Source organism: Thermomonospora cellulosilytica (assembly GCF_014138835.1).
Classification (GTDB): domain Bacteria; phylum Actinomycetota; class Actinomycetes; order Streptosporangiales; family Streptosporangiaceae; genus Thermomonospora; species Thermomonospora amylolytica.
The window spans coordinates 6,939,659-6,964,848 of sequence record NZ_JACJII010000001.1 but is presented as its reverse complement, the minus strand read 5'-3'; the positions used below and the strand labels follow the sequence as shown (position 1 = coordinate 6,964,848).

Below are 25,190 nucleotides of genomic sequence, written 5' to 3'. Positions count from 1 at the left end.
TTCTGTCAGTCACCTCAGAACAGCGTGCCCTCGTGCTCGATGCCGCGCAGGGCGTCGTAGTCCAGCGTCACGCAGTCGATGCCGCGGTCGGTGGCCAGCACCCGCGCCTGCGGCCTGATCTCCTGGGCGGCGAACACCCCGCGGACGGGCGCCAGCAGCGGATCGCGGTTGAGCAGCTCCAGGTAGCGGGTGAGCTGCTCCACCCCGTCGATCTCGCCGCGCCGCTTGATCTCCACCGCCACGGTCATGTTGTCGGCGTCCCGGCACAGGATGTCCACCGGCCCGATCGCGGTCGGGTACTCGCGGCGGATCAGCGTCCAGCCCTCGCCGAGCGTGGTGATGTGCTCGGCCAGCAGCTCCTGCAGGTGCGCCTCCACCCCGTCCTTGCGCAGGCCGGGGTCGACGCCCAGCTCGTGGCTGGAGTCGTGCAGGAACTCGGTGATCGTCAGGATCAGCCGCTCGCCCGACTTGCCGTGCGTGACCGTCCACCTGGCCGCCGCACCGTCGTCACCCGGCTCCTCGCGCAGGGTGCACGGCGGGTTCATCCAGTTCAGCGGCTTGTAGGCACGGTCGTCGGCATGCACGCTGACCGAGCCGTCGGCCTTGATCATGATGAGCCGGGGAGCGAGCGGCAGATGGGCGTTGAGCCGCCCCACGTAGTCGACACTGCAACGAGCGATAACCAGACGCACGGTGCCCCACCCTAGTGAACCCGCCCGCTCCCGGTCGGCCGCTCCGCCATCTCCCGGATCAGTCCTCCGACGGCACCCGGGCGTAGGCGCGCAGCTCCGCACGGTCCGACGGGAGGCCCCAGGCGCGCAGGATGCCCATGAAGTTGCCCCACCGCCAGGTCTCGGGGCCCATCTCGGCCAGCGTCCGGACGGCCTTGCGCTGCAGGTCGGTCAGCTCCTCCAGCGGCGGCAACGGCTGCCGCGGCTCTCCGAAGACCAGTTGCAGGACGGCCGCCGCCGTGTTGAACGAGCCCGTCTGCGAGGTGCGCGCCAGCCCCTCGATCATGGCCTCGGCCGCCCGTGCGCCGACCTCGCCGTCCAGCGCCGCCAGCGTCGCCGCCGCGTACCCGCGCAGGTCGCCCTCCATGAACAGGAACGGTGCGCCGGACTCCTCCCCGTCGTCCTGCGCGCCGGGCGGCTCGGCGGCGACGGCGGCCAGTTCGCCGATCACCGCCTCGTCGGCCGCGCCCAGCCTGGCCAGCGCCAGCGCCGCCGCGCACCGCCGGAGCGGGTCCTCGTCGCCCAGGTACGGGCGCAGCCGCTCGGCGCAGGACGCGTCGCCCACCAGCCCGGCCGAAACGATCGCGTGCGGATCGGTCCGCGCCGCCCGCAGCAGGCCGGGCAGCGTCCGCGGGGCCTCCTCCGGAAAGAAGCCGAGCAGGTACGCGGTCGTGGCCCGGACCCGTGGATCCTCGTCCTCCAGCAGGCCCGTCAACTCCGGCACGCCCGCCCGGACGGCGTCATAACAGGCCAGCTCCCAGACGGCGGCCCGGACGTTCGCCTCGTGGTCGTGGATGGTCAGCCGGAACTCGCGCGACCGCCGTTCGTTCTCGTCGGCCGCCTCCTGCACCCAGGCCTCCAGATCCCGCCGCACCTGCTCCGGGTCGGTGGCCTGGAGCCGTTCCACCTCCTCCCGCCACCGTCCCGGATCCGCGCCCCGGGGCAGCCACGCCTCGTCGTAGCCGATGGCGATGGCGGACAGCAGCATCACGCAGCCCTCGCGTTCCGGAGTGCCCGGGTCGCGCGCCATCCGGATCAGGAACGGCACCGCGTGCGGCGTCGCCTCGTACCGGCTGCCCTGGTGGAAGATGTTGCCGTACAGCTCCCACCGCGCCTTCTCCCGGACCTTCTCATCCGGTGACCGCAGTGCCCGCAGCTGCCCGGGCACGTCCTCCGCGCTGCCGTAGGCGTGCTGGAGCCCCGCCCAGTCGATGTCGTCCAGCCCCGCCAGCGGATCGCCGGACACCTGCTCGATGCCGTTCATGCCGCGGATTCTTCCGGACGGGTACGACAGTCCGGGTGTCCTAGCGGGCCGCCGGCAGCTCCGCGTAGGCGCGGAGTTCCTCGAGGTCGTCCGGCAGGTTCCAGTAGCGGATCACCTCGGTGAAGTTCACCCACCGCCAGAGCCGCGGGTCGAGGTCCGCCAGGATCCGCACCGCCCGCCGCTGCCGCACGGTCAGCTCCGGGAACGGCGGGAGCGGGTCGGCCGGGCGGCCGAAGACCAGTTGCAGCACGGCGGCCACGACGGTGAACGTGCCCAGGTCGTCCATCCGCGACATCGTCGAGAGCACCGTGTCGACCGCCTCCACGCCGACCCGGTCGTGCCGTGCCGCCAGCGACAGCCAGGCGTACCCGCGCAGGTCGCCGCTCAGGAACAGCAGGCCCTTCGCCGGGGCGGCGGCCAGTTCCATGACGACCCGGGGCTCCGTCACGCCGAGCCGGATCAGCGCGAGCGCCGCCGCGCAGCGCGTCGTCGGATCCTGCGCCTCCAGGTACGGGCGCAGGTGGTCGATGTGGGGCGGGCCGCCGAGCAGCCCCACGGAGACGATCGCGTTCGGCTCCCTTCCGGTCGCGCGCAGGAGCCGCGGCAGGGCGGTGTCGGCTTCCTCGGGGAACCAGCCGAGCAGGTGGGCGGCGGCCGCCCGGACCGCCGGATCCGGGTCCTCCAGCAGCCCGCACAACGCCGGTACGCCGGCGCGCACGGCGTCGTAGGAGGCCAGGCCGCAGACGGCCTCGCTCAGGTGCCTGTCGAAGTCGTAGCAGGTGCGCTGCCAGTCGCGGCGGTTGCGTTCGGCGTCGTCGGGCGCGGCCTCGACCCAGGCGTCCAGTTGACGCCTCATCCCCTCGGCCCCGGTGGCCTGGAGTTCTGCGACCTCCGTGCGCCACTCGGCGGGGTTCACCCCCCAGGGCAGCCGGCTCTGGTCGTAGCCGATGGCGATCCTGGCGAGCAGGCGGAGGACCTGGTCGCGGTCCGGGGTGTCCGGTGCGGCGGCCAGGCGGATCAGGAACGGCACCGCGTGCGGCGTGGCCTCGTAGCGGCTGCCCTGGTGGAAGATGGTGGCGGACAGCTCCCGGTGGGCCGCCTCACGTGCCTTCGCGTCCGCCGAGCGCAGTGTGCGGAGCAGGCCGGGCACGTCCTCGGCCTCCCCGTAGGCGTGCTCCAGCTCCGCCCAGTCGATCCGGTCCAGTCCCTCCAGCGGATCCTCATGGCCGATGGCGATGCTGCTCATACGGTGGGATTGTGCCAGGAGTGAAAGGGGTGGACGATCATGAACGTCCGGATCCGCCGGGCCGCCATGGCCGACGAGGCGGCGATCGCCGACCTCGACCTGCGCACCTGGTCACCGGACAACGCGGTGATACCCCGGCCCGGTCCGGAGACCGTGCTCTTCGACGAGGTCCACGCGCCCGAGCACTACCTGGTCGCCGAACGCGACGGCCGCGTCGTGGGCTACGTCCGCCTGGTCCGGCCCACCCCGCTGCCGTGCAACGCCCACGTGCGCCAGATCCAGGGCCTGGCCGTCGACCCCTCCGAACAGGGCCGCGGACTGGGCCGCCTCCTGGTCGACGCCGCCTGCCAACGCGCCCGTCAAGAAGGCGCCAGCCGCATCACCCTGCGCGTCCTGTCCACCAACCCGCGCGCCCGGCGTCTGTACGAACGCGCGGGCTTCACCGTCGAGGGCGTCCTCCGGGGCGAGTTCTACCTGGCGGGCCGCTACGTCGACGACATCCTCATGGGCCGTTCCCTCCACGACTGAGGCGGCGCCTGTCCTGACCGCTGCCGGGTGCCACGCTCGCCACATGGCTGTAACCGGCGGGTGGCGGCAACGTGGCCGTGCTGTTCAGCCCGATGTGGGTCACCGCCGTCCCTCCATGCGCGCCGGGGAGCGCCGGCCGGGTGATCCGACAGGGGACCGGGTGCGGATGCGCCGGTTCCGTCGTACGGCGGATCTCCGCGGTGCCGATTCGAGAGGGGAGCATGACCGGAGCGGCCGGCATTCCCGATGGGCGCGGACCGCCGATCGCCGGTGCTGTCAAGGCTGGAATTCGCGGGGCCCGCTGGTTAGCGTCACGAGGGTTGCGGGCTCATCGCCTGGTGTGCTCATCTCGCCTACGGAAGGGAAACCCATGTCCCTCGACGTGTCCCCCGAATTGCTCGAGAAGGCGCAGCACGGAGAGATCGACGACGCGGCGTTCGTGGACTGCATCCGCACCTCGCTGCCGTACGCCTGGGAGACGATCAGCGGCCTGGTCGCGCGGTACCAGGTGGACGGCGGGGACTTCGCCGACAACCAGGTGCCGCCGCCCGACGAGCAGGCCCGCGGCCAGTTGCTGCGGGTGCTGGCCAGCGACGCGATGCGCGGCGCCCTGGAACGGTACTTCGGCATGAAACTGGCGTTCCAGAATTGCCATCGGGTGGCCGTGTTCCCCAGCGGCGAGACCGCGGCGTACCGGCGCTTCATCACCGCCCGCGAGCAAATTCTCAACCAGTCGCCGGAACTGCGCGACTGCTGATCCGCCGTCACGCGCCGGCCATTTCCGGAGCGCCGTTCCCGGGTCGGCGGCCGCCTCGCCGGTGGCCGCCGGCCGGTCAGGCGGGCTCCACCGACGCCGTGTCGTCCGCAACGGCCGCCCGGACCCGGGGGAGGACCTGCTCACCGAGACGGGCGATGTTCTCCAGGGTGGCCGCACGGGAGCCCGCGGCCTCCACCATCAACAGGACGTGGCGGATTCCGGTGCGCTCCACCGTGGTGAGGATCGCGTCCACACAGTCGTCGGGCGTCCCCACCGGATGCAGGTCGCACAGCTCGCGCGCATAGGCGTACGGGTCGCGCCGCTGTCGTGGCCGGTCGTCCACCGGGACGTAGCCGTCCAGACCCGGGCCGAGCCAACGCGGCATCTCCTCCGTCACCAGGCGTACGGCGGCCTCCCGTGCATCGGCGACCTGGGCGAGGGCCGTGGAGATGTGCGGCGCGGGCCGGCCGTAACGCGCGACCGCCCCGGCCTTGTCCTCGTCGCCGACGTGCATGCCGAGCAGCATGGGCAGCCCTCGATCCGCCGCCAGCGCCTCCGTGGCCGGTGACGTACAGGCGACGGCCACCGGAACGGGGTGGGCGGTACGCGGCACCACCGGCACCTCACGGAACGCGAAGTGCTCTCCCGACCAGCCCACCCGTTCCGACCCCAGCCAGGTCAGCAGCAGGTCCAGCGACTCGGCGAACCCACGCTCGTAGCGGTCCAGCCCCGTGCCGAACACCTCCAGGTCCCGCCACGGCCCGCCACGCCCCACGCCCAGCCTGAAACGGCCCCCGGACACCGCCGCCAACATCGCCGCCTGCTCGCCCAGGGCCACCGGGTGCTGGGTGGACAGCACGCTCACGGCCGTGCCCACATGCACGCGGGAAGTCGCCCCCAGCAGGAAACCGGCGAGAGTGGCCGCCGACGGGCACACCCCGTACGACATGAAGTGGTGCTCTGCCACCCACACCTCGTCGAACCCCGCCCGTTCCGCCGCGACGGCGGCCTCGACCGTACGCGCGAGGGCGTCGTCGTCGGACTGACCGGGGAAACGGGTGGCCAACAGGAAGGCTCCGAAGCGCACCCTCGTACACCTACCCGAAGACCGGCCCCGGCGGGCGCTCTGGGAGACTGCCGAGCATGAGTGGTGGTTCGTTCAGCAAGGTGGGAGTCGTCGGCCTGGGCACCATGGGCGCGGGCATCGCCGAGGTGCTCGCCCGGGGAGGCCTGGCCGTCGTCGGCATCGAGATCAACGACGAGGCGTTGGAGCGGGGACGCGGCCATCTCGACCGGTCCACCGGCCGTGCCGTCAAGCGCGGCAAGCTCACCGAGGCCGAACAGCGGGAGATCCTCGACCGCATCACCCTGTCCACGGCGTTCGCCGACCTCGCCGACTGCGACCTGGTCATCGAGGCCGTGCCGGAACGGCTGGACCTCAAGCGGCGGGTCTTCGCCGAACTGGACCAGGTCTGCCGCAAGGACGCGGTGCTCGCCACCAACACCTCGTCCCTGTCGGTCACCGAGATCGCCACCTCCACCGCGCGCCCCTCCCAGATCGTCGGGGTGCACTTCTTCAACCCCGCGCCGGTGATGAAGCTGGTGGAGGTCATCGGGACCGTCCTCACCGAGCCCGCCGCCATCGCCCGGGTGGCGGACCTGGTGCGCTCCCTGGGCAAGACCCCGGTGACCGTGGGGGACCGCGCGGGGTTCGTGGCCAACCGCCTGTTGTTCGGGTACCTGAACCAGGCCGCCGCCATGTACGAGTCGGGTCACGCCACCCTGGCGGACATCGACACCGCCATGAAGGTGGGGGCGGGCCTGCCGATGGGGCCGTTCACCCTCATGGACCTGATCGGGCTGGACACCTGCCTGGAGGTGCTGGAGGCCATCTACCGCGAGTCGCGGGACCGCCGCCACGCACCCGCCCCCGTACTGCGTGAGCTGGTCACCGCGGGGCTGCTGGGGCGTAAGACGGGGCGGGGCTTCTACCCGTACGACTCCGCCACGGAAGAGGCGGCCCCTGAGCCTTCGGCGGAGGTGCCGCAGCCGTTGGTGGGCGTGGTGGGCTCCGGTCCGCTCGCCATGGCGATCGTCGCCTGCTGTGCCCGTGCGGGGTCCCAGGTTCGCTATGTGGCCGGTACGGAGAACAAGACCGAGTCGGCCCACGCCGTTCTGGAGGGCTCGCTCGGCGCCGACGAGCTGGCCCGCGTCACCGGCGGCTCGGAGCTGGGCAGCCTCGCCGACTGCGACCTGGTCATCGAGGCGGTGGCCGAGGACGTGTCCATGAAGCGCTCCGTCCTGGCGGCCCTGGACGACGTGGCCCGGTCCGGCGCGGTGCTGGCCACCACCACCTCCACCGTTCCCGTCATCGAACTGGCCATGGCCACCGACCGGCCCGCCGACGTGGTGGGGCTGCACTTCCCCGAGACGGAGGGCGCCCTGGTCGAGGTGGTCTCCACCGTCGCCACCGCCCCCCAGACCGTGGAACGCGCCGTCGCCCTGGCCGCCAGGCTCGGCCTGACCACCGTGCGGTGCCGCGATCGGGCCGGGTTCATCGTGGACGCGCTGCGCTTCCCGTACCTGAACGACGCCGTCCGGATGCTGGAGGCCGGGTACGCCGACGCCGACTCCATCGACGCCGCCATGATGCTCGGCTGCGGCTACCCCACGGGCCCGATCGCCGACCTGGACCGCTTGGGCCTGGACCGCGCCGTGGCCGTCCTGCGCGCCCTCTACACCGAGAGCCGTGAATCCGCCCTGGCCCCGGCCCCTCTCCTGGAGGAGTACCGCACCGCGGGCCGCTCGTTCCGTTCCTGACCGCACGCGCCGCTCGGCCGGGCCGGTCGGTTTCCGCCGGCCCGGCCGAGCCGTGCTCCGGGCCGGAACGCGCACGCGCCGGACGGTTGTCCACAGAACGCCGTTCCACTGTGAACGGGGCGGACGAGCGCGCACCCTGGGCGCATGGCTCCTCCCGCTCTCCCCGACACACCGCTGACCGCGCGAGTCCTGGATCTGGCGCGCGTCCTGCCCGCCCACGCGGTGATCGCCGAGCGCACCGCGGCCTGGCTGTGGGGCGTCGACGTGCTGCCGCGCGGCGCCGACGAGACGACCTGGCCCATCGAGCTGGCCGTCCCGCCGGGACCGGCGCCGCCCGAGATCCCCGGAACGTTCCTCACCGCCCTGGCCACCACCCTCATGGACCGAGGCTGGACCCCCGCCCCGGCCCGGATGCAACGCCTCGACCGCCACCTCACCGCCCTCCGCCGCAACCGCTCTCCCTGACCCCGCCTGGGGGAGGAGCGCGGCTCGCCGGTCGCCTCGACCGGTACCTCGCCCCTGACCCTCACCTGGGAGGGGTGAGCCGGGCGCCGACCGGGCGGCTTTAGGCTGAACGCCATGAGCCCCCGCAAGAACAGGCGGCGTTCCGAGGACGCCCGCCGATCGTCCGGCGCCGTTTCGTTCTTCGGGTTCGAGGGCCGGGAGGAGGGGCCGGACGGCGAATGGATCGTCCGGACGATCGCTCCGGCGAACGCCGTCAAGACGTACCGGTGTCCGGGGTGCGATCACGAGATCGCGCCGGGCGTCGGGCACGTGGTGGCCTGGCCCGCGGACCGGGGCGGGACCGACGACCGCCGGCACTGGCACACGCCGTGCTGGCGCTCCCGCCTCCACCGCGGACCCAAGATCCAAAGGTCCCGCAACGGTCCCCGCTACTAGGCCGTGTCGCGAAGCGCGCTCTGAGAGCGGCGGCGGCTCCGACCGCCGTCCGCGGTCGACCCGGAAGCGGGACGACGCCGTGCGCGCGAGCGGGCGCCGGGGCCTCGCACGGTCGATCGATGGACGTCCGGAATACGGGCGTTACGGTGGGATTCGAGTTCATCGAGGGAGGGTGATGGGGGAGATCAGGGCGAGCACGGTGCTGCCCGCGACGCGTACGGACATCACGCTGCACACCGCCGACGGGCTGGAACTGGTCGGCGAACTGGCCGTGCCGGTGGACCGCCCGCCGGTGGCGACGCTGGTGTGCCTGCATCCGCTGCCCACCCACGGCGGCATGATGGACAGCCACGTGCTCCGCAAGGCCTCGTACCGGCTGCCCGCGCTGGCCGGCCTGGCCGTGCTCCGCTTCAACACGCGGGGCACCGAGTCCGAACGCGGACGCAGCCAGGGCGAGTTCGGCGAGGGGGAGACCGAGCGGTACGACGTGGCCGCCGCGCTGGAGTACGCCGAGTACCACGATCTGCCGCATCCGTGGCTGCTCGGCTGGTCGTTCGGCACCGAACTGGCCCTCAAGTGGGGCCGGGACCCGCTCGTCGAGGGCCTGATCCTGCTGAGCCCCCCGCTCCACCGGGCCACCGACGCCGATCTCGACGCCTGGGCCGCCGACGGCCGCCCGGTGGTCGCGCTCGTTCCCGAACACGACGACTATCTGCGCCCCCCGGAGGCGCGCGAACGGTTCAAGCGCATCCCGCAGGCCGAGGTCGTCGGTGTGGACGGCGCCAAGCATCTGTGGGTGGGCGAACCGTACGTCCGCATCGTGCTGAACGAGATCGTCCGCCGGGTCGCCCCCGGCGCGCACCCCCTCCCCGAACACTGGCCCACCGGCTGACGGCCGCCGCCGTTCGCACGGATGCGCCGTCGCCCACGTTCGTGAGCGCGGTGCCGACGTCGGTGTGAGCACATCGCCGGCCGGTGCGACATGGCGGCGGGCGGTGCCTCGGGACGGCCGGTGGTGGTCAGGTTCTTGGGGGTCCGCGGGATTCGGGTGACGATTGGCTAACCGTCCCGAGGGGCGGGGATTGCCGCGGACACCGACCGGGGAGGACTCGCGCCGATATGAACCAGTGGGTTTGCCGTGCCGGGGAGTCCCCATGATCGTGCAGCTCTATGCCAGGGACGTCGGCGCGGGAACCCCGCTGGTGCTGTTGCACGCGTTCCCACTGTCGTCGGCGATGTGGCTGGCGCAGCGCGAGGACCTCGGCCGCAGGTTCCGCGTGATCACCCCCGACCTGCGCGGCTTCGGCGGCTCGGTGCTCGGCGAGGACGAGCCCTCCGTCGACCTCATGGCCGACGACGTGGCGGCGCTGCTGCGCCGCAAGGGCATCGACCGCGCGGTGGTCTGCGGCGTGTCGATGGGCGGGTACGTCGCGATGGCCCTGTGCCGCCGGCATCCCGAGCGCCTGCTGGGGCTGGTCCTGGCCGACACCAAGGCGAGCGCCGACCCCGAGCAGGCCCGGCGGACCCGCCTGCGCCAGGCCGAACGGCTCGAACGCGACGGCGACACCCGTGTGCTGCTGGAGGAGGTGCTCCCGTTCCTCCTCGGTCCCACCACCATGCGGCAGCGCGCGCTCGTCCACGGCCGGGTGCGCGGCCTCGTCCAGGCCGCCCCGGCGCGCGCGGCGGCCTGGGCGCAACGGGCCATGGCCGCGCGCGGCGACTCGTTCGACACCCTCCGCGGCGTACGGGCACCGGCCCTGGTCCTGCGCGGGGAGGAGGACGGCCTGTCCACCGAGGCCGACGCCCGGGCCATGGCCGACGCCCTCCCCAACGCCGAGCTCCAGACCATCCCCCGCGCCGGTCACCTCCCCCCGGTCGAACAACCCGACCTGTTCAACCAGACCGTCACCGAGTTCGCCACAGCCCTCTCCCGCACCACCACCTGACCTCGCCGCGTTCGGGCCGCCGAGATCCACCGGACAGGCCCCAGAGCACGTCTGACAGATCACGACGGCCGTACCGGGGAGGGACGGCCGCCGCGCTCTCAGCGGCCATATGCGGCTCGCGTTCGCCGCTCAGCTCCCCCCGGAAGGCCCGCAGGCGGCCCGTCCGAGGATCGCCGGACACGAGCTAGAGGGTGTTCTGGCGGGGGATGACGACCTCACGGACGATCAGGGCGAGGGCGGCGGCGGTGGGGATGGCCAGGAGGGCGCCCACGATGCCGAGGAGGGCGCCGCCGATGAGGGCGGCGATGATGGTGACGGCGGGCTGGACGTCGACCGCGCGCTTCATGACGCGCGGGTGGATCAGGTAGTTCTCGATCTGCTGGTAGACGACGAAGAAGATCACGCAGATGATGCCGGTCCACAGCCCGTCGAAGAACGCCACCGTGCAGGCCAGGACCGCGCCGATGGTGGCGCCGACCAGCGGGATGAGGGCGGTCAGCCCGACGAACAGCGCCAGCGGCAGCGCGAACGGCACCTCCATGATCGACAGGAAGACGTACGCGGCGGTGGCCGCGATCAGCGCCACGGTCGCACTGCCCGCCACGTACCCGCCGATGCGCAGCAGGATCTCGTCGCCGAGCAGGGCGACCCGGGCGCGGCGGGAACGGGGGACCAGCCGGTAGAAGAACGTCTTGATGGTGGGCAGCGAGCTGAGGAAGTACAGGGTCAGGATCAGCACCGTGAGCGTGTTGAACAGCCCGCCCGCCACCGCCCGGCCGAACCCCACCACCCCGCCGATGGCGGTCTGGCCGAAGTTGGGGTCGGTGACGGCGTCCTGCGCCTTGCGCAGCAACTGGTACTCGCGGTCGAGCTCCTGGATGCGCTCGTTCTCCCCGAGCTGCTCGATGTAGGCGGGCAGGTGGTCGATGAATCTGGTGACCTGCTCGGTGAGCGGCGGGATGACCGCGAAGCCCACCCCCACGAAGCCGAGCACCAGCCCCAGGAACACCACCGCGACCGCCCCGCTGCGCGGCAGCCGGGCCCGCTGGAGGCGTTCCACCGCCGGGTTCAGCCCGATCGCCAGGAACATCGACACCACGATCAGCACGATCACGTTCCGGGCGTCGAGGATCGCCTGCACCAGCATCCACGCCGTGATCACGCCGAGCGCCGCCACGAACCCGAACACGAACGGGTGCGCCTTCCCCAGCGGCTGCCCCGGCCGCCCGAACGGCGCCAGCTTGTCCGCCCCCGCCTCGCGTTTGCGCTGCTCCAGATCCACCAGCGGATCCGGCGTCAGGTCCTGCTCTCCCTCCAGTTCCCGCACATGGTCGGGAACGCGGGGCACCGCCCCCTTCCCCGTCGTCGCGTCGGTGTGCGCCGTGATCGGCCCATCGTCGTGTCCGCCCGCGGCCGTGATCCCGTCCACGTCCTCCAGCCGCGAGGTCTCATGCGGCGCGGACCCGCTCGGCATGCCCCCCGCGCCCCCCGGCTCACGCTCCGATGCCGCCCCGCCGGCCCCGGCCGCGTCCGTATCGTCCACGGCGCCCGCCTGACCTGACGATGCGCCGCCGGCCCCGGCGTCGGTGACCCCGGGGGCCGCCTCACCCGTCCCGACCTCGTCCGCCTCCTCGGCGGTGCCTGCCCGCCCTGAGACCGCACCATCGCCGGGTGCGCCGCCTGTCTTGGGCGTCGCGTCGTTCGCATCGTCGGCGGTGTCGCTGCCTGCCGGGAGGTGCCTGGTGTCCGGCGCGCCGTGGTCCGGTGGGGAGTCGGTCGCTCCGGCCGGGGTGGGCCGGCCGCCGGTGTCGCCGTGCTCGCCGGAGGGCGCGTCGTCGCCGGGGGGCGTGGGGGCGGGGACGTGGGGGGCGGGAGAGGGCGTGGCCTTGGGATCGTTGCGGGAGGTGTCGTCGGGCACGCCTTCTCCTTGGTGCGGTGGTGCGATCTGGGCGGCGGGTGCGATTGTCGGCCTTAGACGACGAGAAGCCTAGAGGGGCGTACCCCTCCAGGCCTCTCATCGTGCGGTGCGGCGGCTCAGGGCCGGTGGGTCACTCCTGCCACCAGTCCTCGTCGTCGTCCTGCTGGGCCTTGGCCGCGCTCGCCTTGGCGGCGGCGGGCTGCTTGGCCGCGGGCTTGGGCTCGGGGGCCGGGGCCGAGATGGCCTTCTCCTGCGGGGCGGGGGCCTCCTCGACGGCCGGCGGCATCATGCCGCCGCCGCCCAGCAGCTGGCGCAGCTGGTTGAGGTGGCTGGTGATGCTGTCGCGCTGGCGGGTGAGCTCGTCGACCTGGCGCTGGGCGGCGGTGCGGATCCGCTCGGCCTCGGCCTTGGTCTCCGCCAGCAGCTGCTCGGCCTGGGCCTTGGCCTCGGCGATGATCTGGTCGGAGTTCTTGCGGGCGTTGGCCATCAGCTGCTTGGCGTGCTGGTCGGCCTCGCGCCGGGTCTGCTCGGCCTGCTGGGTGGCCTTGGCCGCGCGCTGCTCCGCGGAGGCGGCGCGCTGCTCGGCCTCGGCGACCAGCTTCTGGGTGGCGGCCTGGGCGGCGGCGTGCCGCTCGGCGTCCTGCCGGTCGGCCTCCTCGCGGCGGGCAGCCAGCTGGATCTCGAACTCGGCCTCGGCCTGGGCCCGCTGCGCCTCGCTCTCCTCCAGGATGCGCTGGGCCTGGGCGCGCATCTCGTCGGCCTGCCGCTTGGCGGTGGTGAGGATCTCGTCGCGCTCGCGCTTGGTGGAGGCGCGCAGCTGGGCGACCTCGCGCTCGGTGGTGGTGCGGAGCTTGGCGATCTCCCGCTCGGCGGCGGCGCGCTTCTCGGCGACCTCGTGGTCGGCGGTGGCGCGCAGCTTGGCGACCTCGCGCTCGGTCGTGGAGGTCAGCTCGTCGGCCTCGCGGCGGGCCGAGGTGCGCACCTCCTCGGCCTCCCGCTCGGCGGCCTGGCGCATGTCCTCGCCCTCGCGCTGGGCGGCGGCGCGCAGCTCGGCGGCCTCGTTCTCGGCGGTGGCGCGCAGCTCGGCGGCGTCCACCTTGGCGGCGGCCTTGATCTCGTTGGCCTCGGATCGGGCGGCCTGGACCAGCTCGGTGGCCTGCTCCTCGGCCAGCCGCAGCAGCTGCTCGATGCGGGCGCCGAGGCCGGAGTAGGTGGGCCGTTCCTGCTCCTGGAGCTGGCGGTGCGCGTCGGACAGCTCGCGCTGCAGCGCCTGGTTCTGCTCCCGGGCCTGGCGGACCTCGTTCTGGAGCTTCTCGATGTGCTGGTCGACTTGGTGCCGGTCGTAGCCGCGGAGCACCACGTCGAACTCGCGTGGGGAGGACGTGTCTTCGAAGAAGTTGCTGAGCTGGGCGTCGATGTCGGACTGCATGTGGCTCAATCCTGGGCTGTGACGGGGCTACGGGGTCCTGGGGCCGGTTGATCGCCTGGACGTGCGGTTCGGCCTACGGGCGGCCCCAGACCTCTTCCGGCGAAAGGCAGCGTACTCCCGCTGGTGCCGTGTTGGGGGCTCATCTGAACGCGCTGCGTGGAATGTCCGATTTGTCAGATCGGCGGGACCGTTCCGGGAGTGCCCGGGAGCAGGGGGCAAAGAACGCACACCGGTCCGAACCGCCACACTGTGACCGTTCACAACCACGCTCCGCAACATGTGATTTCGATCACGTCACAATCAGGTCATCGATCGGAATCGGCCCGCCGGGCATCTCGAGCCGGTGATCGCCGGGGTGCCGGCGATCGGGCTTCCACAGGCTCTGTGCACGCATTCCAACCCCTCGGAGGCATCCCCCATGCGTCGTGCTGGCGGGGCTCCTGGCGACCGGCTGCTCCCTCTTCGACGGCGGCGACGGACCCCCGCCGACCCAGGTCCCCAAGGCGGAGATCGGGACCGACAACCACGTCAAGGGCGCCGTCGCCAAGGCCGTGCAGCCCTACCACGGCCGTGACGTCTACGTTGACATTCTCTCGCTGCGGCGCTACGGAAAGGTGGCGCGGCTGGTATATGCCGTCACGCCGCGCGCCAAGACCAGCTGCGAGAAACCGCCCAGGCAGACCTTCGGGGGCACGTACCTCAGCCCCGACGCGGGCGCCCCAACCCGGGCACCGTCCAGCAGAACCGCAAGCCCTACACGCCGATCGAGGAGACCACCGAGAGCGGGCGGCGGTCGTTCACCCTCCAGGCCGACGTGCTGTTCAAGACCGGCAGCGCGGACCTGACCCCGGCGGCCGAGAAGTACCTGGCCGAGGTCGTCGGCAAGCTCAAGGCGGCCGGCGTCACCGGCGAGGTCGAGGTGGTCGGCCACACCGACGACGTGGGCGAGCCCGACGCCAACATGACGCTGTCCAGGCAGCGCGCCGACTCCGTCGTCCAGGCCATGCAGCCGCAACTGGTCAACACCGGCATCACGCTGGTCGCCGAGGGCAAGGGCGAGACCCAGCCGCGCGACAAGGGCACCACCCCCGAGGCGCGCCGGCGCAACCGCCGGGTGTCGGTCCTGTACGGCGAGGCGTCCGACCGGCCCGCGCAGCCCGACCCCCGCCACATCGGCGTGCCGGTCACCGAGCCCGCCCCCAACCCCGGGCTGCGGCCGCTGCCGGGCGAGCCCACCCCCATCGCCTCCACCCAGCGCACCATCAACAACACCTGGACGGTGCGGCTGGACGTGGTGGAGCTGCGCGCCGTGGGGCCGTTCGTGCAGGCCGGCTACCGGGTGCGGCTGGTCAACCAGACCCCGGGCAGCAGCAACCTGTACTACGCCTCCCTGTTCAACGGCGACGTCCACAACGACGACGGCTACGGGGCCGAACTGATCGACAAGGCCCACGGCGAGGTCCTGGGCGTGGCGATCACCGGCCAGGGCCGCCCGCTGCGGGACTGGGAGGAGGGCGAGCACGTCGGCGCCGTCAAGTACGGCTGGGCGCTGTTCCCCCGCCCCAGCCAGAAGACCGACCGGCTGTCGTTCTACGTTCCGGCGTTCGGCGTCCTGGACAACCTGCCGGTGAGGTGACGCCGGAGCCCGGACCCCGACGCCCCCGGGCGGGACGGCGCATCCCGTCCCGCCCGGTCTCCGGCCACCGTCCCCGTGCCGATGCGGCGATGCCGGGGGCGGTCCCGAGACTCAGTGCTCGGCGGGCTTGGCGGCGGCCTGGACCAGCTCGGTCAGCACCCCGCCGCAGTCCTTGGGGTGCAGGAACGTGATCCGCGAGCCCATCGAGCCGCGCCGGGGCCGGTCGTACAGCACCCGCACGCCCTTGGCGGCGATGCCGTCGGCCTCCTCCTGCACGTCGCCGTCGGTGCCGAACGCGATGTGGTGCACGCCCTCGCCGTTCTTGGCCAGGAACTTGGCGATCGGCGAGTCGTCCCGGATCGGCTCCAGCAGCTGCAGGTAGGTGGCCCCGCCGTCACCGGCGTCGTTGATCTTGAGCATCGCCTCCCGGACGCCCTGCTCCTCGTTGACCTCGGTGTGGACGTCGGTGAACCCGTACGTCCGGCGGTAGAACTCCACGGTGGCGTCCAGGTCGCGGCAGGCGATCCCGATGTGGTCGATCCGGGTCAGCATGGACGGGTCCTCTCGTCTGGCGGCCGGCGCGGCGGCCGGGCGGCCGTCCCGGGCGGCGGGAACATCGGCCGGGCGGCCGGCGTTCCGGCCGGGGCGGCCGGATCCGGTTCGGTTCGTCCTGGGTATCGTGACAAACGTCGCAGCCCGACATTGTTGGAGGCCCCCAGTCATGCCCGTGAACTCGGTGATCGTCGCCGGAGCCCGTACCCCGATCGGCCGGCTGTCAGGCTCGCTGAAGGACTTCTCCGCTCCGGAACTCGGCGGCATCGCCATCAAGGCCGCCCTGGAGCGCGCCGGCATCACCGGCGACCAGGTGCAGTACGTGATCATGGGACAGGTGCTGCAGGCCGGCGCCGGGCAGATCCCGTCCCGCCAGGCGGCGGTCAAGGCGGGCATCCCGATGAACGTCCCGTCGATCACCGTCAACAAGGTCTGCCTGTCCGGACTGGACGCCATCGCGCTGGCCGACCAGCTGATCCGGGCCGGCGAGTTCGACATCGTGGTGGCCGGCGGCATGGAGTCGATGACCAACGCCCCGCACCTGCTGCCCAAGTCCCGCCAGGGCTACAAGTACGGGTCGATCGAGGTGCTCGACCACATGGCCTACGACGGCCTGACCGACGTCTTCGACGGCTGCTCGATGGGCGAGTCCACCGAGCGGCACAACGCCAGGCTGGGGCTGACCCGCGCCGAGCAGGACGAGTTCGCCGCCCGTTCGCACCAGCGCGCCGCCGCGGCGATCAAGAACGGGATCTTCGACGACGAGATCGTCCCGGTGCCGGTGCCGCAGCGCAAGGGCGAGCCGGTGCTGTTCACCACCGACGAGGGCGTGCGCGCCGACACCACGGTGGAGACCCTGGGCCGGCTGCGCCCGTCCTTCACCAAGGACGGCACCATCACCGCCGGATCCGCCTCGCAGATCTCCGACGGCGCCTGCGCCGTGGTGGTCATGTCGGCGGCCAAGGCGGCCGAGCTGGGGCTGACCCCGCTGGCCGAGATCGGCGCGCACGGCAACGTGGCCGGCCCGGACAACTCGCTGCAGTCCCAGCCGTCCAACGCCATCAGGCACGCCCTGTCCAAGGAGGGCATCGGCGTGGACGACCTGGACCTGATCGAGATCAACGAGGCGTTCGCCGCGGTCGCCGTGCAGTCCATGCGCGACCTGGGCGTCGACGCCGAGAAGGTCAACGTCAACGGCGGCGCGATCTCGCTGGGCCACCCGATCGGCATGTCCGGCGCCCGCATCGTGCTGCACCTGGCGCACGAGCTCAGGCGGCGCGGCGGCGGGGTCGGCGCGGCCGCCCTGTGCGGCGGCGGCGGCCAGGGCGACGCCCTGATCATCCGCGTCCCCAGGAGCTGAGACCGCCGGTGGTGACCCCGGTCGAGGTCCTCTTCCACGCCGAAGAGGTCCACGTGCCGCCCGAGGGCGACGACGACGAGATCTACGTGGTGGCGTTCGGGGTGTCGGCGGAGACCGCGCCGCCGGAGGGCCTGTGCCTGCAGATCCAGCGGGACGAGGAAGAGGAGGTCGAGGACGGGCCGGAGACGCTCACCGGCCCGTGCCTGGTCCTCGACCCCGGCCAGCGCTGCCACTACCAGGGCGTGACCGACGTGCGGGTAAACCCGGGCGGCGTGCTGATCGGGCTGACCCCGGAGGCGGCGCGCGCCCTCGAGGTGCCCGAGCACTTCGCCATCACCTACGACCCGCGGACCGTCGACTCCGCGGCGCTGCGGGCCGGGCTGGCCCGGGCACTGTCGCCCCTGCCGATCGGCTGACGACCCGCGCCCCGGGCGGGCGGACGGCGACCTCGCCGTCCGCCCGCCCGGTCGCGGCCTCGGCATCCGCCTGACGTGCCGGCGCGGCGGCACCGCTCGGGGAGGCTCGTGCGCCGCCCGCCCGGCGGGCTCACTGGGTGTCGGTGATGGTCACCGTGACGGTGGTGAAGCCGAGGGACTTCAGCAGGCTCTCCAGCATCAGCTTGGTGTTCTGGTCGGCGCGCTCGCGCAGGCCGCTCTCGGCGGCGGCCTGCTGGATGCGCTGCGCGGCCAGCACGTAGAGCTGCTGCTGGTCGTTCGGGTTGCCGCTGAACACGTCCCCCACCCGGTCCAGCAGCCCGCGCTGGGTGGCGAACACGTAGCTGCGCTTGGGGTCGAGGTTGGCCGGCTCCAGCTGGGCGCGCGGCAGCCGGATCGTGGCGGCGGTGCGGTCCTCGTTCACCGTGACCGCGCCCGACGAGAGCCTGGAGAAGTCCACGTAGGCGTCCACCGAGCCGGTGCCGATGAACAGGGTCCGCTTGCCGCGCACCGCGCTGGGCAGGAACCTGGCGTCCTTCTCCAGGTCCACGATGACCTGGAAGTTGCCGCTGGCGGCCTCGTAGCGGGACAGGTCGCGGATCGACTTGAGCACCGCCGGTCCGGTGCGGTCCTTGGTCTCGACGCCGAAGGGGTTGAGCCAGTCCGGCATCAGGTCCAGGCGGCCCAGCGCGAGGACCACCGCGACGGCCGCGACGACCGCCACCAGGGCGGTGCGCAGCCCGCTCCGCCGGGGGGCCGTGGCCTCCGCCGTCTTCGACCCGGGCTCGACCCGCTCATTGCCGTCCGTTTGCGAGCGTGTCATGGCACAGGCAGTACCCCGCAGGGGCACCGGTGAACGGGGGTGGCCGAGGGTGCCCATAACCTGGTGGCTGCAATCTCCTGTCGCCGCAGAAAGCCGGGTTCCGTGGACATCGTGCGCGTCTTCCGTGTCGTCTCGCTGCTGGAGGCGACGTCGTTCCTGCTCCTGCTGGTCTCCTCGGTGGTCAAGCGGACCCACGAGTTCGAGCTGGGCGTGACGGTGCTGGGCCCGATCCACGGGGTGCTGTTCCTGGCGTACGTCGGGCTGGCGTTCCTGGCCCGCCCGCAGACCCGCTGGACCAACGGCCGCATGGTGCTCGGGCTGATCGCCGCCGTGCTGCCGGTCGCCCCCTACTTCGTGGAACGCAGGTGGCTGCGTCCCGTGGAGGGCGGCAGGCCCGCGGCGCAGGAGGTCTAGCCCCCGTTCAGCGGAAGTGCCGGTGGTCCAGCGCGCAGTCGCGGTAGTCGTCGAAGTGGGCCGCCAGCCAGGCCCGGCGGCGGGTCTCGTCCCAGCCGGCGAACCGCCGCGACGCCAGCGCGAACCCGCCGACCACCGGCGCCCGCACGCTCGCCGCCACCGACGCCGGCTCCATGCCGCCGGTGGCCGGCCGCGGTGACGACGACGCCGTGGCGGGCGTCTCCTCGCCACGCAGCCAGGCGTCCACCATGGCCCGGTACGCGCGGCCCCGGGCGTACCGGGGGGCGGCGCACAGGCGGGGATCGGCCAGCGAGCCCAGGATCTCCCGCACCACCCGCCGCTCGAAGCCGGGGGTCAGCGCCCGCAGGTGGACGTACGCCACGCCCTGCCGGACGCCGCCGGGCTCGCCGTCGGGGCGCTGCATCACCCGGGTGAACGCGGCCGGCGTGGCGGCGAGCCGGGCCGCCAGCGGGGTCAGCGCGGTCTCCAGCGCGGGCAGCCCGGAGTCCAGCGCCGGATGCACGCAGATCGTCAGCGGCCACTGCCGGCACACGTGCCCGACGTGCGCGGGCACCGCCGCCGACCCGCCCGCCGACAGCCGCTGGGTGCCGAGCGCGGTCACCGCCAGCGCGCACGCCAGCGGCAGCACCAGCCGGCGGCGCCGGGTCAGCGCCCAGACGTGCCCCACCACCAGCGCGGCGGCCAGCCCCGCCGACCACAGCAACTGGTCGGCCGGCACCTCGGTGCGCAGGGTGGTGAACGGCTCCAGCCGGTCCAGGGCCGCCGGGGGCAGCAGGTTCAGCCAGGACGAGCCGGTGCCGCGCAGCGCCGCCCACAGCCCGGTCAGCCCGAACGCCACCGCCGCGGTCAGCGTGTGCGGGACCGCCCGCCCGGCCAGATACCCCACCACCACGTGCAGCGTCACCGCCGCCGCCCCGGCCAGCAGGCCGAGCGCGTGCGCCGCGCCCGGCCGGTCGGTCAGCACCGTCTGGGCGATCACCACCATGGCCGCCAGCCCGTACGCCAGCAGCGCGGCATGGGTGAGCAGCAGCAGGTCCAGCAGCGGCCCGGTGGCGGGGGAGCGGGCGGTCAGGTCGCGCAGGTAGCCCAGCCGGTGCTCGCGGACGGCGGGCCAGGCCGCCAGCGCCGCCGCCGGAGGCCCCATCCAGCGGGCCGACCCGGTGAGGCCGACCACCGCGTTGTCCCAGCCGTCCACCCCCGGCGTCATCGTGCGCCAGGCGGCGGCGACCCCCACCACCGTCAGGGCCGGCACCGCCACCAGCGGGGCGGCGCGGCGGGCGTCCAGACGGAGGACCCGGCCCAGGTCAGACACAGACGGCACGGCCCAGGACGAGCCGCGGTCGCCCGGGCTGCGCGGCGGGTTCGGCCGCGGGGACGGCGGCCGGGTCGAGCTCGGCGGCGGGTTCGGCCAGCCGGCCCCGGCCGAGCACGAACAGCCGGTCGCACCAGCCGGTCAGGTCCTCGATCCGGCGGGCGGTCACCACCACGGTCGGCGCCAGCGAGCCGAGCAGCGGGATCAGCGCCCCGGCCTCCGCCTCGCCCAGCCCGGTCAGCGGCTCGTCCAGCAGCACCAGATCGGGATCGTGCACGCAGCTGGCCGCCAGCCCGGCGCGCAGCCGCACGTCCGCCGGCAGCAGCGCCAGCTCGGTGGCCGCGACCTCGCCGAGCTCCAGCCGGTCCAGCATCGCCCGGGCGGTGCCGGCCGGCACCCGCTTGTAATAGGCGGAATAGGTCACCAGCTCGGCCACGGTGAATCCATGCGCCCGGCAGAACCGGTGCGGCAGATAACCGATCCGGGCCCGGACGGCGCGCAGACCGTGCGCGTCCGTGATGTCACGGCCGAGAATTCCCAAGCTGCCGACATGCGGCCGGCGCAGCGTCGCGAACGTGGCCAGCAGGGTGGATTTTCCCGTGCCCGGCGGACCGGCCACGCCGATCACACCCCCGGTGACGTCGAGGTCTGCCGGGCGCAGCAGCCACCGTCCCGCGCGGCGGACACCCATCCCGCGGGCCACGATCGCGGAGTGATCCGCGATCATTGAACCCCCTGAATAATGTCATGCACCCACGACGGACATCGCCCGGCCGGGCATTTTTGCCGTCGCAACACGCATCGACCGCAGCACTATAACCGCGCTTGGCGCAAGCTGTCAGCTCCCTTTTGTGAATGCCGCATCGCCGGGTCAATTCTTTACTCTCCGGAAAATGCCGCTATTCGGCAGATGGCGGATTCGCCCCGGGCGTGCCGGTCGGTCCCCCGCCCGCGGCGGCCCGCGCGGCGGGGGCCGGGCGATCGCCATGGGCGGACAGCCGCACGACCGCCCGCCGCGATGGGGCAGGATGGAGCCATGCCTTCTCGGGACTTTTCGTTGCACGGAGCCATCGATCTCGGGGCCCGCGCCGCCGCCGCCAAGAAGCAGGCCGAGCGCAGGGCGCAGGCGCAGGGCGGCGGCGCTGCGCCGGCGGGCGGCGAGCCCGCCGTGGTGGACGTCACCGACCAGACCTTCAACACCGAGGTGGTCGAGCGGTCCCACCGGGTCCCGGTGCTGGTGGACTTCTGGGCCGAGTGGTGCGGGCCGTGCAAGCAGCTCGGGCCGATCCTGGAGAGGCTGGCGACCGAGTCCGCCGGCCAGTGGGTGCTGGCCAAGGTCGACATCGACGCCAACCCCCAGCTGGCGGCCTACATGCAGCAGATGGGCGTGCGCGGGATCCCGTTCGTGGCCGCGGTGGTCAGCGGCCAGCTGCTGCCGTTCCTGAACGGGGCCGCCCCCGAGCCGCAGGTGCGGCAGGCGATCGACCAGCTGTTCGCGGCGCTCCGGCAGGAGGGCCTGCTGCCGGAGGGCGGCCAGGCCGGTCCGGGCGGCGAGCCCGAGCCCGACCCGCGCTACGCCAGGGCGCACGAGGCGCTGCAGCGCGGCGACCTGCCCGCCGCCAAGAGCGCGTTCCAGGAGATCCTGGCCGTCGCCCCGGACGACGCCGAGGCCAAGAGCGGGCTGGCGCTGGTCGAGCTGAGCATGCGGGTGGGCGACCTGGACGCCGCCCAGGTGCTGGCCGACGCCGACGCCAAGCCCGCCGACGTCGCCCTGCAGACCCGGGCCGCCGACGTGGAGATGGTCTCCGGCCGGGTCGAGGAGGCGTTCGAACGGCTGGTGGCCACCGTGCGCCGGACCGCCGGGGACGACCGCGACACCGCCCGCAGGCACCTGCTGTCGCTGTTCGAGGTGCTGCCCCCGGAGGACCCGCGGCTGGCCAAGGGCCGCCGGTCGCTGCAGTCGGCGCTGTTCTGAGGTTCACGGGCCGCGGCGCGGCGGCATCATGAGGGTGTGCCCGCGCATGTGGTGACCGTCTCCGCCACGTTCGGCGCCGGGGGCAGCGTGATCGGGCCCGCCGTCGCCGAACGGCTCGGCGTGCCGTTCGTGGACCGGGCCATCCCGGTGGCGGTGGCCGTGGAGATCGGCTGCACCCTGGAGGAGGTGCTGGCGCACGACGACCGGGCCGAGCACGGCCTGGCCCGGCTGCTGGCCGGCGCCTCCCGGCTGCCGAACGTCACGCTCGGCGGCATGGACGTCTACCTGCCCGACCGGGACCTGCGGCCCGAGGAGGAGTTCGTCGCCCGCACCGAGCAGGTGATCAGGCAGACCGCCGACGCCACCGGCGGGGTGTTCCTCGGCCGGGCCGCCGCGGTGGTGCTGCGCGACCGCCCGCACGCCCTGCACGTACGGCTGGACGGCCCGGCCGACCGGCGGCTGGACCACGCGCTGCGTTCGGCCGTCCCCGAGCCGGGCCGCGACCCGGCCGAGTGGCGGCGCCAGATGCGGCGGACGATGGAGGGCAACGACCGCGCCCGCGCCGCGTACGTCAAGCACTTCTACCGGGTGGACCCGGCCTCGCCGGCGCTGTACCACATGGTGCTCGACAGCACCCGGCTGCCGGAGGAGACGGTCGCCGACCTCATCGTCGCCGCGGCCCGCGCGATCTGAGGACCCGCCGGCGACCCGCGGCGCGCACCCGGGGCGGCGGGGCAATCCCGGGCAACGGCCGCGCAAAAACCGGATGACATGGGACGATGTATCCGGGACATCGCCGTTCCCCTCCTGGCGAGCGCCGGGGGCACCGGGGGGTCGCACAGGGTCAGCGCCCGCCCGGCTGATGCGAGAACGCCTAAGGGAGCAGTCGTCGTGGCCAGCGTGCCGAGCGTGTCGTACTCGATCACCGTCCGCCTGGAGGTCCCCGCGGGGGGCCGGGCGGTCAGCCAGATCACCCACGTGGTGGAGAACGCCGGGGGCATCGTCACCGCCCTCGACGTCAACACCGCGGCGCACACCTCGCTGCGCATCGACGTGACCATCGCCACCCGCGACACCGAGCACGCCGAGTCCATCGTGGCCGCCGTCGGGGCGATCGAGGGCGTGCGCATCCACAAGGTCAGCGACCGCACGTTCCTGATGCATCTCGGCGGCAAGATCGAGATGCGCTCCAAGGTGCCGCTGCGCACCCGCGACGAGCTGTCCATGGCCTACACGCCGGGGGTGGCGCGGGTCAGCCTGGCCATCGCCCGCAACCCCGAGGACGTGCGGCGGCTGACCGTCAAGCGCAACAGCGTCGCGGTGGTCACCGACGGCTCGGCGGTGCTGGGGCTGGGCAACATCGGCCCGGAGGCGGCGCTGCCGGTGATGGAGGGCAAGGCGGCGCTGTTCAAGCGGTTCGCCGACATCGACGCCTGGCCGATCTGCCTGGACACCCAGGACACCGACGAGATCGTCCGGACCGTGCAGATCATCGCGCCCGCGTTCGGCGGCATCAACCTGGAGGACATCTCCGCCCCGCGCTGCTTCGAGGTGGAGGCCCGGCTGCGCGAGCTGCTGGACATCCCGGTCTTCCACGACGACCAGCACGGCACCGCGATCTGCGTGCTGGCCGCGCTGACCAACGCGCTGCGGGTGGTCGGCAAGAACCTGGCGGAGGTCAGGATCGCGATGGCCGGGGCGGGCGCGGCCGGCAGCGCCATCCTGCGGCTGCTGCTGCACGCCGGGGCCCGCAACGTGGTCGTCTGCGACTACCACGGGGCGGTGCACCGCGGCCGCGACGACCTGGACGACTCGCTGCGCTGGATCGCCGACCACACCAACGCCGAGGGGTACGCCGGGGACCTGCGCGGCGCGGTCAAGGGCGCCGACGTGTTCATCGGGGTGTCCGCGCCCGGCATCCTGACCGGCGACGACATCGCCGCCATGAACGACGACGCGATCGTGTTCGCGCTGGCCAACCCGGAGCCGGAGGTGTCCCCGGACGCCGCCCGCGAGCACGCCGCGGTGGTCGCCACCGGCCGCAGCGACTACCCCAACCAGATCAACAACGTGCTGGCCTTCCCCGGGGTGTTCCGCGGGCTGCTGGACGCGCAGGCCGACGGGGTGTCGCAGGGCATGCTGCTGGCCGCCGCGCAGGCGCTGGCGGCCGTGGTCACCGACGACGAGCTGGGGCCCAACTACATCGTGCCGAGCGTGTTCCACCCGGACGTGACGCACGCGGTCGCCGCCGCCGTCCGGGAGGCCGCCGGCGGCCGTCCCCGCACCGAGGCCTGACCGGTCAGCCCTTGTCGAAGACCCGGTCGCGGCGGCGCGGCCAGATCCCGCCGTACCAGAAGATGATCGCGCCGGTGACCATTGCCGCCGCGCCGGTGGCGGCGCGGGCCCACAGCACCCCGTCGCCCGGCCCGGTGTGCGGCAGCTCGTCGTCGGGGGTGGGGCTCGACGTGGCCGCCCGGCGGCAGTTCGCGGTCCGGGAGACCTGCTCGACGGGCTCGTTCCGCCAGGTGACGGTGATCCGGGTGCGCCGGTCCTCGCGCAGGGTCAGCCGGGTGGTGCGGCTCTGCCCGGCGCCGATCCGGTCGCCCTTGGGCGCGGCGCCGTCGTCGGTCTCCACCGTGTAGTCCTGCGTGGCGCCGCCCGGGTTGCGCACGGTGACCACGACGGTGCGGCCGGGGCAGTCCACCCGGCCGACCGTCACCCGCAGCGGCTCGGCCGCCGGCCGGGTGGTGGGCGGCGCGGCCGGCGGCCTGCTGGTGGGCGTGCGGCTCGGGGTGCGCGACGGCGACGGGCTGCGGCCGGCCGTCCGCGACGGCGACGCGGTGCCGCCCGGGCCCGTGGCGGTGGCGGACGGGGTGGAGCCGCCGGTGGGCGACGGGCTCTCCGCGGCGTCCGAGCTGTCGCTCATGGTGCGCAGCAGCGCCGGCACCGCGATCAACAACCCGATGACGAAGAACACCCCGGCGATGATGAACCTGGGCAACTGCATCGCGCTCTCCCGCCCCGCCGCCCCGCGTAAAGCCCGCGGCCGCTGGTGCTAGATCGTCTTGCGTCCGGTCAATATTCTCCCGATACCCCGGTGGGCGTGAATTCATAACAGCGCAAC

General features: G+C 73.3%; 26 protein-coding genes. 15 read left to right on the top strand and 11 right to left on the bottom strand.

The genetic code is table 11. From position 1 onward, the window contains the following. Window positions 1–14: 14 nt before the first annotated feature. From nucS to HNR21_RS32795, 3 genes are read right to left on the bottom strand one after another with little or no spacing between them, the layout of a single operon-like run. Complete coding sequence (nucS, locus tag HNR21_RS32805; RefSeq protein WP_119728869.1) at window positions 15–692, bottom strand: endonuclease NucS; 678 nt, start codon at window positions 690–692, stop codon at window positions 15–17. Between the two features lie 58 nt (window positions 693–750). Next, complete coding sequence (locus tag HNR21_RS32800) at window positions 751–1,995, bottom strand: HEAT repeat domain-containing protein (RefSeq protein ID WP_182708173.1); 1,245 nt, start codon at window positions 1,993–1,995, stop codon at window positions 751–753. A gap of 40 nt (window positions 1,996–2,035) precedes the next feature. Further along, window positions 2,036–3,241 (bottom strand): HEAT repeat domain-containing protein, encoded by a 1,206-nt coding sequence (locus HNR21_RS32795; RefSeq protein ID WP_182708172.1) that lies wholly within the window; start codon window positions 3,239–3,241, stop codon window positions 2,036–2,038. 39 nt (window positions 3,242–3,280) lie between these two features. Here HNR21_RS32795 and HNR21_RS32790 point away from each other — a divergent pair, with 39 nt between their 5' ends. Both HNR21_RS32790 and HNR21_RS32785 read left to right on the top strand, forming a co-directional pair. Further along, on the top strand, window positions 3,281–3,769 hold the full coding sequence (locus HNR21_RS32790; RefSeq protein WP_182708171.1) for a GNAT family N-acetyltransferase: 489 nt from the start codon (window positions 3,281–3,283) through the stop codon (window positions 3,767–3,769). Between the two features lie 370 nt (window positions 3,770–4,139). Next, a complete protein-coding gene (locus HNR21_RS32785; protein ID WP_119728873.1) occupies window positions 4,140–4,526 on the top strand; it encodes an SCO5389 family protein in 387 nt (128 codons plus the stop codon). 76 nt (window positions 4,527–4,602) lie between these two features. Here HNR21_RS32785 and HNR21_RS32780 read toward each other — a convergent pair whose 3' ends face one another. Further along, a complete protein-coding gene (locus tag HNR21_RS32780; RefSeq protein ID WP_182708170.1) occupies window positions 4,603–5,613 on the bottom strand; it encodes an LLM class flavin-dependent oxidoreductase in 1,011 nt (336 codons plus the stop codon). A gap of 56 nt (window positions 5,614–5,669) precedes the next feature. On the opposite strand from HNR21_RS32780, the gene HNR21_RS35730 reads away from it, so the two are divergent. The 5 genes from HNR21_RS35730 to HNR21_RS32755 all read left to right on the top strand — a co-directional run bounded on the left by HNR21_RS35730 (window position 5,670) and on the right by HNR21_RS32755 (window position 10,192). Then, window positions 5,670–7,346: a 3-hydroxyacyl-CoA dehydrogenase family protein gene (locus HNR21_RS35730; RefSeq protein ID WP_182708169.1), complete on the top strand. Its 1,677-nt coding sequence runs from the start codon at window positions 5,670–5,672 to the stop codon at window positions 7,344–7,346. A 144-nt stretch (window positions 7,347–7,490) separates the two neighbouring features. Then, entirely contained in the window at window positions 7,491–7,811 is a 321-nt protein-coding gene (locus HNR21_RS32770) for a hypothetical protein (RefSeq protein WP_182708168.1), read from the top strand. Between the two features lie 114 nt (window positions 7,812–7,925). Further along, window positions 7,926–8,246 carry an Rv1322 family protein gene (locus HNR21_RS32765; RefSeq protein ID WP_119728877.1) on the top strand — a complete coding sequence of 107 codons (321 nt, stop codon included), beginning with the start codon at window positions 7,926–7,928 and terminating at the stop codon, window positions 8,244–8,246. A gap of 175 nt (window positions 8,247–8,421) precedes the next feature. Beyond that, complete coding sequence (locus HNR21_RS32760) at window positions 8,422–9,138, top strand: alpha/beta hydrolase (protein ID WP_182708167.1); 717 nt, start codon at window positions 8,422–8,424, stop codon at window positions 9,136–9,138. Between the two features lie 262 nt (window positions 9,139–9,400). Next, window positions 9,401–10,192 (top strand): alpha/beta fold hydrolase, encoded by a 792-nt coding sequence (locus HNR21_RS32755; protein WP_182708166.1) that lies wholly within the window; start codon window positions 9,401–9,403, stop codon window positions 10,190–10,192. Window positions 10,193–10,376: 184 nt separating this feature from the next. Here the strand turns inward: HNR21_RS32755 and HNR21_RS35725 are convergent, their stop codons facing one another. Both HNR21_RS35725 and HNR21_RS32745 read right to left on the bottom strand, forming a co-directional pair. Further along, on the bottom strand, window positions 10,377–12,110 hold the full coding sequence (locus tag HNR21_RS35725; protein WP_182708165.1) for an AI-2E family transporter: 1,734 nt from the start codon (window positions 12,108–12,110) through the stop codon (window positions 10,377–10,379). 130 nt (window positions 12,111–12,240) lie between these two features. Then, window positions 12,241–13,539, bottom strand: coding sequence for a DivIVA domain-containing protein (locus HNR21_RS32745; protein WP_119728881.1), 1,299 nt, complete (start codon window positions 13,537–13,539; stop codon window positions 12,241–12,243). Window positions 13,540–14,353: 814 nt separating this feature from the next. Between HNR21_RS32745 and HNR21_RS32740 the strand changes: the two genes are divergently transcribed. Continuing rightward, window positions 14,354–15,175 (top strand): OmpA family protein, encoded by an 822-nt coding sequence (locus tag HNR21_RS32740; RefSeq protein WP_182708164.1) that lies wholly within the window; start codon window positions 14,354–14,356, stop codon window positions 15,173–15,175. Window positions 15,176–15,286: 111 nt separating this feature from the next. On the opposite strand, the gene mce is transcribed toward HNR21_RS32740, so the two are convergent. Further along, entirely contained in the window at window positions 15,287–15,727 is a 441-nt protein-coding gene (mce, locus tag HNR21_RS32735) for a methylmalonyl-CoA epimerase (protein WP_182708163.1), read from the bottom strand. A 169-nt stretch (window positions 15,728–15,896) separates the two neighbouring features. Between mce and mmgA the strand changes: the two genes are divergently transcribed. Beyond that, a complete protein-coding gene (mmgA, locus tag HNR21_RS32730; RefSeq protein ID WP_182708162.1) occupies window positions 15,897–17,087 on the top strand; it encodes an acetyl-CoA C-acetyltransferase in 1,191 nt (396 codons plus the stop codon). An 8-nt stretch (window positions 17,088–17,095) separates the two neighbouring features. After that, window positions 17,096–17,503, top strand: a complete 408-nt coding sequence (locus HNR21_RS32725; RefSeq protein WP_182708161.1) for an Imm10 family immunity protein — start codon at window positions 17,096–17,098, stop codon at window positions 17,501–17,503. 130 nt (window positions 17,504–17,633) lie between these two features. On the opposite strand, the gene HNR21_RS32720 is transcribed toward HNR21_RS32725, so the two are convergent. After that, a complete protein-coding gene (locus HNR21_RS32720) occupies window positions 17,634–18,344 on the bottom strand; it encodes a DUF4230 domain-containing protein (RefSeq protein WP_119728886.1) in 711 nt (236 codons plus the stop codon). Between the two features lie 111 nt (window positions 18,345–18,455). Here HNR21_RS32720 and HNR21_RS32715 point away from each other — a divergent pair, with 111 nt between their 5' ends. Further along, window positions 18,456–18,758, top strand: coding sequence for a DUF3817 domain-containing protein (locus tag HNR21_RS32715; RefSeq protein WP_312881484.1), 303 nt, complete (start codon window positions 18,456–18,458; stop codon window positions 18,756–18,758). A gap of 7 nt (window positions 18,759–18,765) precedes the next feature. Here HNR21_RS32715 and HNR21_RS32710 read toward each other — a convergent pair whose 3' ends face one another. Further along, window positions 18,766–20,100, bottom strand: coding sequence for a hypothetical protein (locus HNR21_RS32710; RefSeq protein WP_312881483.1), 1,335 nt, complete (start codon window positions 20,098–20,100; stop codon window positions 18,766–18,768). Then, a complete protein-coding gene (locus HNR21_RS32705) occupies window positions 20,084–20,818 on the bottom strand; it encodes an ATP-binding cassette domain-containing protein (RefSeq protein ID WP_119728889.1) in 735 nt (244 codons plus the stop codon). The genes HNR21_RS32710 and HNR21_RS32705 overlap by 17 nt, the downstream gene beginning before the upstream one ends. Window positions 20,819–21,148: 330 nt before the next feature. Here HNR21_RS32705 and HNR21_RS32700 point away from each other — a divergent pair, with 330 nt between their 5' ends. From HNR21_RS32700 to HNR21_RS32690, 3 genes are all read left to right on the top strand, one after another. Further along, entirely contained in the window at window positions 21,149–22,066 is a 918-nt protein-coding gene (locus HNR21_RS32700; protein ID WP_233359116.1) for a tetratricopeptide repeat protein, read from the top strand. Window positions 22,067–22,102: 36 nt separating this feature from the next. Continuing rightward, window positions 22,103–22,759, top strand: coding sequence for a cytidylate kinase-like family protein (locus HNR21_RS32695; protein ID WP_119728891.1), 657 nt, complete (start codon window positions 22,103–22,105; stop codon window positions 22,757–22,759). Between the two features lie 198 nt (window positions 22,760–22,957). Beyond that, window positions 22,958–24,361, top strand: a complete 1,404-nt coding sequence (locus tag HNR21_RS32690) for an NAD-dependent malic enzyme (RefSeq protein ID WP_182708159.1) — start codon at window positions 22,958–22,960, stop codon at window positions 24,359–24,361. Between the two features lie 4 nt (window positions 24,362–24,365). On the opposite strand, the gene HNR21_RS32685 is transcribed toward HNR21_RS32690, so the two are convergent. Then, window positions 24,366–24,770, bottom strand: coding sequence for a hypothetical protein (locus HNR21_RS32685; RefSeq protein ID WP_157995932.1), 405 nt, complete (start codon window positions 24,768–24,770; stop codon window positions 24,366–24,368). Between HNR21_RS32685 and HNR21_RS32680 the strand changes: the two genes are divergently transcribed. Continuing rightward, window positions 24,739–25,125, top strand: a complete 387-nt coding sequence (locus tag HNR21_RS32680) for a hypothetical protein (protein WP_157995933.1) — start codon at window positions 24,739–24,741, stop codon at window positions 25,123–25,125. The two genes, HNR21_RS32685 and HNR21_RS32680, sit on opposite strands and share 32 nt — an antisense overlap. Window positions 25,126–25,190: the final 65 nt, after the last annotated feature.